At 59.7% G+C, this 13,279-nt stretch carries 12 protein-coding genes; 5 read left to right on the top strand and 7 right to left on the bottom strand.

The genetic code is table 11. From position 1 onward, the window contains the following. Window positions 1–35: 35 nt before the first annotated feature. The 7 genes from TM1040_RS09960 to TM1040_RS09930 all read right to left on the bottom strand — a co-directional run bounded on the left by TM1040_RS09960 (window position 36) and on the right by TM1040_RS09930 (window position 8,185). Window positions 36–572 carry a holin family protein gene (locus TM1040_RS09960; protein ID WP_011538466.1) on the bottom strand — a complete coding sequence of 179 codons (537 nt, stop codon included), beginning with the start codon at window positions 570–572 and terminating at the stop codon, window positions 36–38. Between the two features lie 9 nt (window positions 573–581). Beyond that, window positions 582–1,190, bottom strand: a complete 609-nt coding sequence (locus TM1040_RS09955; protein ID WP_011538465.1) for a holin-associated N-acetylmuramidase — start codon at window positions 1,188–1,190, stop codon at window positions 582–584. A 142-nt stretch (window positions 1,191–1,332) separates the two neighbouring features. Continuing rightward, window positions 1,333–1,776 (bottom strand): cytochrome c maturation protein CcmE, encoded by a 444-nt coding sequence (gene ccmE, locus TM1040_RS09950; RefSeq protein WP_011538464.1) that lies wholly within the window; start codon window positions 1,774–1,776, stop codon window positions 1,333–1,335. A gap of 16 nt (window positions 1,777–1,792) precedes the next feature. Then, complete coding sequence (gene argC, locus TM1040_RS09945) at window positions 1,793–2,821, bottom strand: N-acetyl-gamma-glutamyl-phosphate reductase (RefSeq protein WP_011538463.1); 1,029 nt, start codon at window positions 2,819–2,821, stop codon at window positions 1,793–1,795. Between the two features lie 84 nt (window positions 2,822–2,905). Beyond that, on the bottom strand, window positions 2,906–3,715 hold the full coding sequence (locus TM1040_RS09940) for a glutamate racemase (protein ID WP_011538462.1): 810 nt from the start codon (window positions 3,713–3,715) through the stop codon (window positions 2,906–2,908). 31 nt (window positions 3,716–3,746) lie between these two features. Further along, window positions 3,747–4,625, bottom strand: coding sequence for a lysophospholipid acyltransferase family protein (locus tag TM1040_RS09935; protein WP_011538461.1), 879 nt, complete (start codon window positions 4,623–4,625; stop codon window positions 3,747–3,749). 137 nt (window positions 4,626–4,762) lie between these two features. Beyond that, on the bottom strand, window positions 4,763–8,185 hold the full coding sequence (locus TM1040_RS09930) for an indolepyruvate ferredoxin oxidoreductase family protein (RefSeq protein ID WP_256378225.1): 3,423 nt from the start codon (window positions 8,183–8,185) through the stop codon (window positions 4,763–4,765). Window positions 8,186–8,350: 165 nt separating this feature from the next. On the opposite strand from TM1040_RS09930, the gene TM1040_RS09925 reads away from it, so the two are divergent. The 5 genes from TM1040_RS09925 to grxD all read left to right on the top strand — a co-directional run bounded on the left by TM1040_RS09925 (window position 8,351) and on the right by grxD (window position 13,116). After that, complete coding sequence (locus tag TM1040_RS09925) at window positions 8,351–9,256, top strand: LysR family transcriptional regulator (protein WP_011538459.1); 906 nt, start codon at window positions 8,351–8,353, stop codon at window positions 9,254–9,256. Between the two features lie 449 nt (window positions 9,257–9,705). Next, window positions 9,706–11,871 (top strand): phosphoribosylformylglycinamidine synthase subunit PurL, encoded by a 2,166-nt coding sequence (gene purL, locus TM1040_RS09920; RefSeq protein WP_011538458.1) that lies wholly within the window; start codon window positions 9,706–9,708, stop codon window positions 11,869–11,871. A gap of 278 nt (window positions 11,872–12,149) precedes the next feature. After that, complete coding sequence (locus TM1040_RS09915) at window positions 12,150–12,386, top strand: BolA/IbaG family iron-sulfur metabolism protein (RefSeq protein ID WP_011538457.1); 237 nt, start codon at window positions 12,150–12,152, stop codon at window positions 12,384–12,386. Between the two features lie 8 nt (window positions 12,387–12,394). After that, window positions 12,395–12,619: a hypothetical protein gene (locus TM1040_RS09910; RefSeq protein WP_044026723.1), complete on the top strand. Its 225-nt coding sequence runs from the start codon at window positions 12,395–12,397 to the stop codon at window positions 12,617–12,619. 134 nt (window positions 12,620–12,753) lie between these two features. Beyond that, window positions 12,754–13,116, top strand: coding sequence for a Grx4 family monothiol glutaredoxin (grxD, locus tag TM1040_RS09905; RefSeq protein WP_011538456.1), 363 nt, complete (start codon window positions 12,754–12,756; stop codon window positions 13,114–13,116). The last annotated feature ends 163 nt before the right edge of the window (window positions 13,117–13,279 follow it).

Raw genomic sequence — 13,279 nt, 5'->3', positions numbered from 1 at the left:
TTGCCCGCGTCGCCGCGCCGCAGGCAGCTGCGCTCTCACCCGCGCCGATCACGGTGCCAGTCCGCCAGTGCGGGATTGTCCGAGTTTTCACTTTTCTCATCGTGATCAGTGCCTTGACGAAGGGCGTTCAGGCTCTGAAGGTTCTCAACAGCCTGCGGCACCCGCGCCAGACTGCGCGCGATCCCTTCCTGAAACGCCTGCGTCTTGGCCTGCGCTCGCGCGCCGAAATAGAACGACACCACAATCCCCAGGAGCCACCACAGCGGCTCTGGCACCAGCGCGATGCCTTGCATGCGCGCGGCAAACCACACCGGGTCCAGCATTGCGGCCCCCATGAGCCCCAAGGTCCCCAGTGCCAGCATCGGTCGCGGCAGGCGGTTGAGCCCATCCATAAAGCGGTCAAAGCCGCTCTTCTGACCACCAAATTCCGCCGCAAATTGCGCCAAAGCAGCGGCCTGCAGATCATGCGCGCGCACCGCGGACTGTTCGGAATTTTCACGAAACACTTCGACCGTTTCGCGCACAAGATTGCGACGCCCCCCAAAGAACGTCTCCCAAAGCATTGAAAACATGTGTTTACCTCAAGCCCAATGCGCGGTGCGCGTATGAAATTCAGCCACTGTGAGATGATAACGCGGCGCTATGAACTCTTCTGCGCGCCGGATCCAGCCGCCCTTTTTGCCTGCACGCGTGCGGGCATATTTCCGGCTCTGCGGACGTCGCTCGGCCAGCTGAAAATAGTAGTTCCGGCGCGCGATCCCATAGGCATTGACCAGCGCGTCCATATTGACCGCTCCGGCGGCCGCAGCCGCTTTGGCCGTGTGTGGCCCGATCACGCCGTCAACGCTGAGATCATAGCCCATCTCACACAGCAACTCCTGCAGGATCCGCACCGCGTTGCCGCCTGCGTTGACATGCATATCAAAGACGCTGGGCTGCAGCGGCGCCGGCAGCAGATGCAGGCGCGGACGGCGATAGTATTCGCGCAGAAAGATCTCTACGGCCTCCTTCCGGCTCAGGGCCTGCACATCGCGCGCATCCACCCTCTCATCGCCGGTGAGATCCAGCCCAAGTCGGCGCATGGTGTGAATGGTCACGCCATGTTTGGTTGCCCCACCAGGATCATCGGGATCATTCACATAGCCCCCCTCACGGGCGACGATCTCTTGGGCAATTTTGACAACATCCATGCAAGATCCTCCAATCGGGAACTGGCAGGAAGACTATCGCATGCGACTTTCGATCCGGTGGTCGGACCGTGCGCTGCAAACGCAACGCGCCCGGGCGGTGATCGCCGGGCGCGTTATCAGATCAGACCAGAATGCAAAAAGATCAGCTGTCGCCTTCGCGGTAGACACCTTGTTCTTTCAAGGCATCCACGACCTCTTTGGGCATGTAGGTCTCGTCATGTTTTGCAAGGATTTCAGAGGCTTCAAAGACACCGTTGACATATCGCCCGGTCCCCACCATGCCCTGATTTTCCTCAAAGAGATCCGGCAGAACCCCCACATAGGTGACCGGCACGCTGGCGCCACCATCGGTCACCGAAAAGCGCACCGCCTCGCCCTGACCGCGTTGCAGGGTGCCTTCTTCGACAAGGCCACCGATGCGAAAGGTCTCTGTCGGCTCGGGCGGGGTCTCCATCACCTGACTGGGCGAGCGGAAATAGTTGATGCCATCGCGCATGGCATAGCCAATGAGCGCCGTGGACCCAACAAGGGCCACGGTGGCAAGCGCTATGATCTGGATACGCCGCTGCTTCTTCAGGGACTTCATCTGGACCTCTTGATGTTCAGGGGAACAGCGGTGCCATCATCAGCCCGGCTGTCTCGTCCTCACCTAACATCAGGTTTGCATTCTGCAAGGCCTGACCGCTGCTACCTTTTGTCAGGTTATCCAACGCCACGATAACAATTGCGCGCCCTGCGATGCGATCGGCAGTGACCCCGATATGTACAAAGTTTGACCCGCGCACATGATGGGTGGAAGGCGCCTCGCCAAAAGGCAGCAGCTCGACAAAGGGCTCATCGGCATAGGCCTTGGCAAATGTCTCATAGATCGCCTGAGCATCGCCTTTGACGTAGGTGGTCGCAAGGATCCCCCGGTTCACCGGCAGCAGATGCGGGGTGAACTGGACCTTCACGGGCCGCCCAGCGATAGCCGAGAACTCCTGATCGAACTCGCCGATATGCCGGTGGGTGCCACCAATGGCATAGGCGTTATAGCCTTCGCTCAGCTCCGCATGCAGCAGGTTTTCCTTGAGCGCCCGCCCGGCGCCGGAGACCGCACATTTCATATCGAGGATGATCTCATCAAGGTCGATCACACCCGCCGCGATCAGCGGCCGCAGCGCAAACTGCCCGGTGGCCGCATTGCAGCCCGTGCCCGCCACCAGCCGCGCGCCCTTAATCTCATCGCGATAAAATTCGGTGAGACCATAGACCGCCTCCTGCTGCTGCTCGAGCGCCGCATGCGGGTTGCCGTACCATTTTTCATAGGCCTCCGGGTCGCGCAGCCGGAAGTCCGCCGACAGATCCACGATTTTCAGATCACCCGGCAGTTTCGCGATCACCTCTTGGCTGGTCTTATGCGGCAGAGCACAGAAACACAGATCGATCTGTGCGAAGTCGATTTCGTCTATTTTGCAAAGGGTTGGCAGCGAAAGATGACGCAGATGCGGGAATACATCTGCCATCTCCATGCCTGCCTTGCGCTCGGCTGCGAGGGCTTTGATGGTGATGCTCGGGTGCTGAGAAATCAGCCGGATCAGCTCTGCGCCGGTATAGCCGGACGCACCAAGAATTGCCACGTTATGGGTCATGTCGAGACCTCGAATGTTCAGATATGAAGGGGGCCTGCAAAGAGCGCAGGCAGGACATCAGGTTGGGCGCGAGGGTATAATCCCTCAGGCCGCTTCAAAAGTGATTTCTCGTCGCAAGAATTGCGTCGCGCGGCTGCTGACGCGGTTGGCATTCCCGGTGGTCACATAGCCCGCATTGCCGCCACCAATCATCTCGGGACGACGCTCGAGATAGTGCGCGAGGCTGTCGGCAACCAGACGGCCCTGGCTGAAGACCTGCACATCGGGCCCCAGCGCCTTTTGAAAGACGTCTTCCATCAACGGATAATGGGTGCAGCCCAGGATCGCCGCCTCGGGGCGGGGCATCTTGCGCAGCAGCGCATCGACATGGCTTTTCACAAGCGCCTCGGCGAGGATCATGTCGCCCTCCTCGATGGCATCGACCACGCCACCGCAGGCCTGCGCTTCGACGTCGACGCCGATGGCGCGAAACGCCAGCTCGCGCTGAAATGCGCGGCTTGCCACGGTGGCAGGGGTCGCAAACAGCGCCACATGTTTCACGGCCACCTCCCGCGGAGGAGAGTTGTCCCCCCACTGGCGTTCGGTGAGCGCCTCGATCAGCGGCACAAAGACGCCAAGCACCCGCTTGCCCTCTGGCACGCCGGCCTCCTGCATGCGCCGCAGCGCAGCGGCCGAGGCGGTATTACAGGCCAGGATCACCAGATTGCAGCCGCGATCCCACATGTCATGCACGGCCTTATGCGTCAGCTCATAGATGTCCTCGGCGTCGCGCACGCCGTAAGGCGCATGGCTGTTGTCGCCGTAATACAGGAAATCCACATCCGGCAGGCGCTTTTGCGCCGCATCCAACACGGTCAGACCACCAAGACCGGAATCAAAAATACCAACTGCCATGTCACACTGCCTTTGGGTGTGCGGGCGCGCGTCACGCCCGGTGTTTTTCTTCGAACTCGAACCCGTAGTCATAGGATTTGAGCGGTGTTGGTGACAGCTCATACGTGGCTTTGCGCAGGAAATCCATCATTGCTTTGGAGTCCTTTGCCAAGGGGTCAAGCACATCGCGCCCGATGGGCTCACCGATCACCACCTTGACGGGGGTGTCGACGCGCTTTTTGAACTCCTTAATCAAGAGCCCCATGCGCAACGTGTAATGCAGGTGCGAAGCGATCTGAAACAGACGCGAGGTATGGCCGTCGAAATACAAAGGCACCACCACCGCATCCGATTTGGCCACCATCCGCGCGGTGAAGCCGCGCCAGCCCGGATCCATGGGATGTGCAAAGGGTTTGGAGGCCGTGGAGACCGTGCCGCCCGGAAAGATCCCGATAGCGCCGCCCTGCCCCAAGTAATCGAGCGCGTCCTTGCGGGTCTGCAGATTGACCTTCATTGCCTCTTTGGTTTCGGCAAAATCAATCGGCAGGATCACCTTGTTCAGATCCTCGGCCTTGCGAAACACCTGATGCGCCAGCATGCGAAAATCGCAGCGCGTGCGCGACAGGATATGCCCCATCATCAGCCCATCAAGGATGCCGTAGGGATGGTTGGCGATCAGGATCACCGGCTTGTCGCGCGGGATCGCGTCGAGGCTGCCGCCCACCACATCGAGGCTGAGGCCATAGCGTTCGACGATGACATCCCAGAAACTACGCCCGGAGGCGACTTCCATGTCATAGCCCTTGGCCCGTTTGATCAGCCGCAACCGACCGGTGGTGTTTTCCATCAGACGGATCATGATCCGACCCGGCCGCGTCTCGGCAGAGTGGGAGTAGGATATATCGCGCGCGATATGGCGACGCTCAAGCATGTCTTTGTGATCTCCGTAAAGACAAGGAAAGGGCACCGATCAAAGCACCCTCCCCCGACCAAGGCCGGGCGTGTATCTAGCCCGGCCTCGGTAACATATTCATGACATCCGGTTAATTCCAGATGTCAGATCTGTTCCTATTCTGCGGCCGTTTTGACCGGCGTTGCCCCCTGTTTCAGCGCCACGAGCAATTCCTCGCGCCGTTTGGCGGCTGCTTGCTCGTTTTTCATTTTCACAGGGCCAAAGCCGCGAATCTGCAAGGGCAGTTCCGCAAGCGCAACCAAGGCGCCCGGGTCGACGCTCCCGGCCTTTGGCAGCCACGCCTTCATGTCGGCCTCGTATTGTTTGATGAGCGCGCGCTCCATCTTGCGTTCCGCAGTATAGCCAAAGATATCCAGAGGCGTGCCGCGCAGGGATTTGAGCTTGGCCAGAACGCGGAACAGACGTTCAGTGCGGGGGCCGAACTTGCGCTTTTTCGGGCGGCCATTGGCATCCTTGCCCCCCAGAAGCGGCGGCGCGAGGTTGTAGCTGATCTTGAGATCCCCCTCAAAGGCCTCTTCGGCCTTCTCGCGACTGCTCAGAAGAAGCCGCGCCACCTCGTATTCATCCTTGTAGCTCAACAGCTTATGATAGCCTTTTGCCACGGCTTCCTTGAGGCGGGCGTCAGAAATTCCGCTCAGGAGTTTGTCATACCGCTTGGCCAGACGCTTGCCTTGGTAGGCGATCAGATGATCGCGGCGATAGGCGATCTTCTCATCAAGCGACTTGGGTAGTTCCACCACATTGGGCGTCAGCAGCTTTGCTGCCTCGTCGGGATAGAGCACCGCCCAACGGCCAATATCAAAGGCGCGCAGGTTTTTTTCGACCGCTGCGCCATTCAGCTCGATCGCCTGTTTGATCGCCTCAAACCGCACCGGGATCAGCCCCCGCTGCCAAGCGGCGCCAAAGACCATCATGTTGGAGAAAATCGAATCTCCCATGCTGACCCGTGCCAGTTCCGACGCATCAAAGAGATCAAGCCGATCCCGAATCCGCGCCTGAAGCGCGACCTGCAACCTGTCGCTTGGCAAGGAAAAATCGGTGTTTCGAGTGAAGTCACCCGTGATGATTTCATGGCTGTTGACCACCGCACCGGTGCGGCCCGTCGAGGTCAGCCCCAGCGTCTTTGCGCCCGCGCTCACCACCAGATCGCCGCCGATCAGCGCATGCGCCTCGCCGGTGGCGACCCGGATGGCGCTGATGTCTTCGGGACGGTTGGCGAGGCGGCAATGGATATGTACCGCACCGCCTTTTTGGGCGAGCCCCGCCATCTCCATCATGCCCGCGCCCTTGCCGTCGATCTGGGCGGCCTGTGCCAGCACCGCGCCGATGGTCACAACGCCTGTGCCGCCCACGCCGGTGATCACCACGTTATGCGTGCCGTCGATCTCCGGCAGCTGCGGTTCGGGCAGGTCCGGCAAATCGAGGCTGGCCGTTGCGCTCTTCTTGATCTTGGCGCCCTCAATGCTGAGGAACGACGGGCAGAACCCGTTGACGCAAGAAAAATCCTTGTTGCAGCTCGACTGGTCAATGGCCCGTTTGCGCCCCAGTTCGGTCTCCTTTGGCACGATGGAGACGCAGTTTGATTGCACGCCGCAATCTCCACAGCCTTCGCAGACGTCCGAATTGATAAAGATCCGCTGATCGGGATCCGGGAACAGGCCTTTCTTGCGGCGGCGGCGTTTTTCCGCAGCGCAGGTCTGCACGTAGATAATGGCAGAGACGCCCTCGATCTGTTCAAACTCGCGCTGCACCTGCATGAGCTCGGCGCGCTCATGCATCCGCATGCCGCTGGGAAAGAGCTTGGCGTCCACGTCTTCTTTTTCGTCATAGACCACGGCGATGGTTTTGACCCCCATCGCGCGCAATTCATGGGCGATCTGATGCGCCGTGAGACCGCCTTCGGCCTGCTGGCCACCGGTCATCGCCACCGCGTCATTATAGAGGATCTTATAGGTGATATTGGTGCCCTCAGCGAGCGCCGCACGGATCGCCATCACCCCGGAGTGATTGTAAGTTCCGTCCCCGAGGTTTTGAAAAACATGATTTCTATTGGAAAACGGAGCCTCGCCGATCCAGTTGGCGCCCTCGCCGCCCATATGGGTAAAGCCGACCGTTTCCCGGTCCATCCACTGCACCATGAAGTGACAGCCAATCCCCGCATAGGCGCGTGCGCCATCGGGCAGCTTGGTCGAGGAATTATGCGGGCAGCCGGAACAGAAATACGGCAGGCGCGAGGCGATTTCCTCAGCGTTGTCGGCGCGGCGCGCCTCGTCAAGATCGGCAAGTCCGGCGCGGATCGCTTCGGTGTCGCGCCCTTCCTCGATAAGGATATTGCCCAGTTTCTCGGCAATCATGATCGGGTCGAGCGCATATTTCGTGGGGAACAGTTCCTCGCGGTGCATGGTGCCCGCGCCGCCCTTGTACCAGCCATAGACGCGGCGACCGCGCCGGTTGTCAAACAGCGCTTCCTTGATCTGGATCTCGATCAGCTTGCGCTTTTCCTCGACGACCACAATCAGGTCGAGCCCTTCGGCCCAGGCATTAAAGCCCTTCATATCCATCGGCCAGGTCTGGCCCACCTTATAGGTGGTGATACCCAGGCGCTCGGCCATGTTTTCGTCAATATTCAAAAGGCTTAGCGCGTGAACCAGATCCAGCCAGTTCTTGCCGGCGGCCACAAAACCGATCTTGGCCCCGGGCTTGCCCCAGACCCGTTTGTCCATCTTGTTGGCGTGGCTGAAGGCTTCGGCGGCAAAACGCTTGTGGTCGATGATGCGGTCTTCCTGGCGGAAGCGGTCATCATCGAGGCGAATGTTCAGCCCATCCGCGGGCAGATCCATTTCGGGTGTGACAAGCTGAATGCGATTGGGATCACCGTCGACAACAGAGGTCACCTCGATGGTGTCCTTCATCGTCTTGAGACCAACCCAGAGACCGGAAAACCGTGACAAAGCATAGCCATAGATGCCGTAGTCGAGAATTTCCTGAACCCCTGCCGGACTTACGATCGGCAGGTAACAATCCAAGAGCGACCACTCGGACTGGTGCAGCACGGTGGAGCTTTCGCCGGTGTGGTCGTCACCCATCGCCACCAGGACGCCACCGTGCTTTGAGGAGCCCGCCATATTGGCGTGCCGCAGCGCGTCGCCAGAGCGGTCCACCCCCGGCCCCTTGCCATACCAGAGCCCAAAGACACCGTCGTATTTACCCTCACCGCGGATTTCCGCCTGCTGCGCCCCCCAAAGCGCGGTGACGGCGAGATCCTCGTTGAGCCCATATTGGAACGTCACATCAGATTGCGTCAGCAGTTTTTCGGCCCGCTTCATCTGCATGTCGACCGCGCCAAGCGGCGAGCCGCGATAGCCGGTCACCAGCCCCGCCGTATTGAGACCCGCAGCCACATCGCGCGCCTTCTGCATCAACATCAAACGCACCAGCGCCTGAGTCCCATTCAAGAGAATGGGCGATTTTTCCAGATCGTAACGGTCATTGAGCGAAATCTTTTGCGTGCTCATCAGGTCCTCCTCAACCACGACTTGCTGGCATTTTGACCAGATAATAGGTCATAAATGCTGACCTGTATATCCGATTGTTTAAAGTTTCGGTGTCAGCCTCCGGTAAGGTTTGAAACTTAGGTTCATCATCATGTAGTTTGGGGCAAAGAGGCAGAAAGAGTAAAAACAATGGATTGGGACAAGCTCAGGATCTTTCACGCGGTTGCGGATGCAGGCAGCCTGACCCATGCGGGCGAACACCTCAACCTGTCCCAATCGGCTGTTTCGCGGCAGATTCGGGGTCTTGAGGAGAGCCTGAACGCCACGCTTTTTCACCGGCACGCGCGGGGGCTGATTCTCACCGAACAGGGCGAGCTGCTGTTTGACGCCACCAAAACGATGTCAAAACGTCTGGAAACCGCCTCGGCGCGGATTCGCGACAGCGAAGAAGGCGTCTTTGGCGAGTTGCGCGTCACCACCACCACCGGATTTGGCACGCTCTGGCTCGCGCCGCGTCTCATCAAGCTCTACGAGCAGTATCCCAACCTCAAAGTGGACCTGATGCTCGAAGAGCGGGTGCTGGATCTGCCCATGCGCGAGGCCGATGTGGCGATCCGCATGAAAGAGCCAAGCCAGGCCGATCTCATTCGCAAACGCCTGATGACCGTGCAGATGCGCCTCTATGCGTCCCGCGGCTATATCGACAAATTTGGCTGGCCCGAAACCATCGAGGAAATCCGCGATCACCGCCTGATCTGCCAGAGCCTGCGTTCGGCGCAAGTCGGGTCCGCTGCGGTCATGGTGCAAAAGCTGATGACCCATAACCCCAAATCCATGCTCACGGTGAACAACTATTTCGGCGTGTTACAGGGGGTTTTGCAGGATCTCGGCATCGGGGTTCTGCCGGATTACGTGACCGAGGATTTCCCGGATCTGGTGCAGGTTTTGCCCAATGAGGACACCAATGGTGTGCCGGTTTATCTCGCCTATCCAGAAGAATTGCGCCACTCGCAGCGGGTCTCCGCCTTCCGAGACTTTGTGCAGAATGAGATCATCGCACACCGTAAGCACATGAAAGAGCTTGGGAAAATATAACTTTCCCATCTACCTTCTGCGCCACGCGCAGGAGCTATGCACATAGCGCATGGCAGGCTTGATCCAACAAGGGTTTCAAAACACTTGCGGCAGCGCAGCGGGCACCCTAAATCACCTGCATGAAGACGCGGCACTGGCCGCACTTCATACCTCCCTGTTGGACTTCGGCCGAGCTTAGTGCTCGGCCTTTTTTTTGGCCCAACGCCCGCATCTCTGTGCGCGGTTTTATCCTTCTTTGTCGTGTGGCGCGCGCCCCTGCCAGCCCAAAACGCGCCCGAGGGGCAGATTTCCCGACATCATCATGCCGTTGCCGGATGTTCATGCATTCCATTTCGAGAATGCCCAATCATGAGGCAATCTCTGCACGCCTCTCATGCCCCCTTTCCCCGCAGCGGGGCTTGCTCTAAAAGGCCGACAACATGAAGCGACCCGGGGGGCCATCTAGCGCCATGCAGGAACCAGCCATTACGCCTGAAGTGATCGAAAACCACGGACTGAAGCCCGATGAATACGATCTGATCCTCGAGATCATCGGCCGCGAGCCGACCTTCACCGAGCTCGGCATTTTCTCCGCCATGTGGAACGAGCACTGTTCCTATAAATCATCGAAAAAATGGCTGCGCACCCTGCCGACCTCCGGCCCGCAGGTGATCTGCGGCCCCGGCGAGAACGCCGGCATCGTGGACATCGGCGATGGCGATGCGGTCGTCTTCAAGATGGAAAGCCACAACCACCCCTCCTACATCGAGCCCTATCAAGGTGCCGCCACTGGTGTTGGCGGCATTTTGCGTGATGTCTTCACCATGGGCGCGCGGCCTATCGCGTCGATGAATTCGCTGTCCTTTGGTGAGCCTGCGCATCACAAGACCCGCCAATTGGTAAACGGCGTGGTTGAGGGCGTCGGCGGCTACGGCAACTGTTTTGGTGTGCCTTGTGTCGGCGGCGAAGTGCGCTTTCACCCCGCCTACAATGGCAACTGCCTGGTGAACGCCTTTGCGGCAGGCCTCGTAAAAACCGACATGATCTTCTACTCCGCCGCCTCCGGTGTGGGCATGCCCGTTGTGTACCTCGGCGCCAAGACCGGCCGCGACGGGGTTGGTGGTGCAACCATGGCGTCGGCAGAATTCGACGACACCATCGAAGAAAAGCGCCCCACCGTGCAGGTTGGTGACCCGTTCACCGAAAAACGCCTGATGGAAGCCACGCTGGAGCTGATGCAGACCGGTGCCGTGATCTCCATTCAGGACATGGGCGCGGCAGGCCTCACCTGCTCCGCTGTGGAAATGGGTGACAAGGGCGGCCTTGGCGTGCGTCTGGATCTGGAAAAGGTTCCGCAGCGCGAAGAAAACATGACCGCTTACGAGATGATGCTCTCGGAATCGCAAGAGCGCATGCTGATGGTGCTGAAGCCCGAGCTGGAGGCCGAGGCCAAAGCCGTCTTTGAGAAATGGGACCTCGATTTTGCCATAGTGGGTGAGACCATTGCCGAAGATCGCTTCCTCATCATGCACAACGGCGAGGTCAAAGCGGATCTGCCGCTGTCAAAGCTTTCGTCCTCGGCGCCGGAATACGACCGCCCGTGGATCGAGGTCGAGGCCCCCGCGGCGCTTACGGATGCGGATGTGCCGACCATTGACCCGATCGACGGCCTGAAGGCGCTGATCTCCAGCCCCAACTATGCCGGCAAACAGTGGGTCTATGAGCAATATGACACCACCGTGATGGGCGACACCGCGCGTCGTCCGGGTCTGGGTGGCGGCATGGTCCGCGTGCATGGCACCGACAAGAAACTGGCCTTTACCTCTGACGTGACCCCGCGTTACGTCAAGGCGAACCCGGTTGAGGGCGGCAAACAGGCCGTGGCCGAAGCCTATCGCAACCTCTGCGCTGTCGGGGCCAAGCCATTGGCGACCACCGACAACCTCAATTTCGGCAACCCCGAAAAGCCCGAGATCATGGGCCAATTTGTCGGCGCACTCAAAGGCATCGGCGAGGCGGTCTCGGCGCTTGATATGCCAATCGTCTCGGGCAACGTCTCGCTTTACAACGAAACAGACGGCCAGGCGATCCTGCCGACACCGACCATTGGCGCGGTAGGTCTGGTTGCGGCGGGCGAAGAGCCGATCCTGGGCGAGGCCCGCGACGGTCATGTGCTGCTGCTGGTGGGCGAAACCATTGGTCATCTTGGCCAGTCGGCGCTTCTGCACGAGGTCTTCAACCGCGAGGACGGCGACGCCCCCGCAGTGGATCTTGAGATCGAAAAGCGCAACGGCGAGTTCATCCGCAACAACCGCGATTTCATCAAGGCCTGCACCGACATCAGCGACGGTGGGCTTGCGCTCGCGGCGTTTGAGCTTGCAGAGGCCGCAGGCGTAGGGGTGCAGATCGACGCCAGCGACACCCCGACGCTCTTTGGTGAGGATCAGGCACGCTATCTGGTGGCCTGCAACTTCGACCAGGCCGAGGCGCTGATGATCGCTGCCGGTCAGGCCGGGGTGCCGCTTGAGACCGTTGGCAAGTTTACCGGCGACACGGTGAAGATGGGCGGATCGGAGGCAACGCTCGAAGAGCTGAGCCAGATCTTCCGCACGAGCTTTGCCGAAGCAGTCGCCTAATCACAAAAGGCGGGGACACTCCCGCGCCCGGAGGGGCCTTAGCTGTTGCTAAGCCCCCTTGGCGGCCTTGGGCCCGGCACCGCGCCTGCGCGGTGCCGGGCCCAACTGTGTTGGGCGGGCCCCTTTGGGGCCGGTCCATAAGCAGGCGGGAGCGCCCCCCGTCCCGTTTCACATCGGTCGCGACAAAACAGACCTTACAATCACGGTAGACTTGCTTGCGTCCCCCGCATTGCAGCCCTACATTTTGGCCAAAGAACACCACAGCAAGGATGCGCCCCATGCCAATGCAGGCCCATGAAATCGAAGCCCTCCTGCGCGAGACCTTCCCGGATGCGCAAATTCAGGTGGGCGGCAGCGATGGCGTTCACATGTCCGCCATGGTCATCGACGAGAGCTTTCGCGGCAAAAACCGCGTGCAGCAGCAACGCGCCGTCTATGCCGCGCTCAAGGGCAAGATGGATGGCCCCAGCGGTGAGCTGCACGCCCTCGCCCTGACCACCAAAGCGCCGGAGTAGCATCCGGTATGGAGGCAATCTGGATCATAGGCGGCGCGATTGCGATCATTGTCGCGATCGCCCTCTTCTCGGATTTTCTCCATATTCGCGAGAAGCTCAGACAGCGCCGGATGCCGCCGTTGACGCCCGAGGAACAAGAGATACTGCATGAAAAAGAAGAGCGCATGCAGGATATGCTGGAGCGCGCGCAGAGACGTCATACCGGAGATTTCTTTACAAAACCATGGCGTTAGATCAGCAACAGACATTCCAATACGCTGATCTAGAACCGCAATGATACCGAGCGCCGCAGCCTCGTTGCTCGGACCCAAAACCACAGTTTTCAGCGGCTCTATGAACCAGGGGCCAGACCGAAAGGACCAATACCATGACCGACGCAAAGACCCGCATCGATGAAACCGTCAAAGCCAACGATGTTGTGCTTTACATGAAAGGCACCAAGGACATGCCGCAGTGCGGGTTCTCCTCGCGCGTGGCCGGTGTGCTGAACTACATCGGTGTCGACTACACCGACGTGAACGTGCTTGCGGATGAGGACATCCGCCAGGGCATCAAGGATTATTCCGACTGGCCGACCATCCCGCAGCTCTACATCAAGGGCGAATTCGTGGGCGGTTGCGACATCATCACCGAGATGACGCTTTCGGGCGAACTCGACGGAATGTTTGAACAAAACGGCATCAGCTTCGACAAGGATGCCGCCGACAAGATCCGCGAAGCCAACGCCTGATCCGTTCGCGAGGCGCAAAACAAAAGCCCGCAGACCTCTGGGTCTCGCGGGCTTTTTTGTGGCGCGGCCTTTATATCCGGGCGCCTGCGACATCAGCATTCCTGCGACATCAGCACTAGTGGACGCAACTGCTCAGCGCGCCTGCCCCGGGGCGATCAGAGTT

The sequence above is a fragment of the Ruegeria sp. TM1040 genome, assembly GCF_000014065.1.
Taxonomy (GTDB): Bacteria; Pseudomonadota; Alphaproteobacteria; order Rhodobacterales; family Rhodobacteraceae; genus Epibacterium.
Note: the sequence above shows the minus strand (reverse complement) of the source record. Positions and strands in the feature narration are given on the sequence as shown.

Coding starts and splice junctions, on each gene's coding strand:
- TM1040_RS09910 (WP_044026723.1), top strand. CDS start 12,395: ATGGAGGCAATCTGGATCATAGGCGGCGCGATTGCGATCATTGTCGCG.
- purL (WP_011538458.1), top strand. CDS start 9,706: ATGCAGGAACCAGCCATTACGCCTGAAGTGATCGAAAACCACGGACTG.
- TM1040_RS09955 (WP_011538465.1), bottom strand. CDS start 1,190: ATGGATGTTGTCAAAATTGCCCAAGAGATCGTCGCCCGTGAGGGGGGC.
- argC (WP_011538463.1), bottom strand. CDS start 2,821: ATGACCCATAACGTGGCAATTCTTGGTGCGTCCGGCTATACCGGCGCA.
- ccmE (WP_011538464.1), bottom strand. CDS start 1,776: ATGAAGTCCCTGAAGAAGCAGCGGCGTATCCAGATCATAGCGCTTGCC.
- TM1040_RS09940 (WP_011538462.1), bottom strand. CDS start 3,715: ATGGCAGTTGGTATTTTTGATTCCGGTCTTGGTGGTCTGACCGTGTTG.
- TM1040_RS09915 (WP_011538457.1), top strand. CDS start 12,150: ATGCCAATGCAGGCCCATGAAATCGAAGCCCTCCTGCGCGAGACCTTC.
- TM1040_RS09960 (WP_011538466.1), bottom strand. CDS start 572: ATGTTTTCAATGCTTTGGGAGACGTTCTTTGGGGGGCGTCGCAATCTT.
- TM1040_RS09925 (WP_011538459.1), top strand. CDS start 8,351: ATGGATTGGGACAAGCTCAGGATCTTTCACGCGGTTGCGGATGCAGGC.
- TM1040_RS09935 (WP_011538461.1), bottom strand. CDS start 4,625: ATGCTTGAGCGTCGCCATATCGCGCGCGATATATCCTACTCCCACTCT.
- grxD (WP_011538456.1), top strand. CDS start 12,754: ATGACCGACGCAAAGACCCGCATCGATGAAACCGTCAAAGCCAACGAT.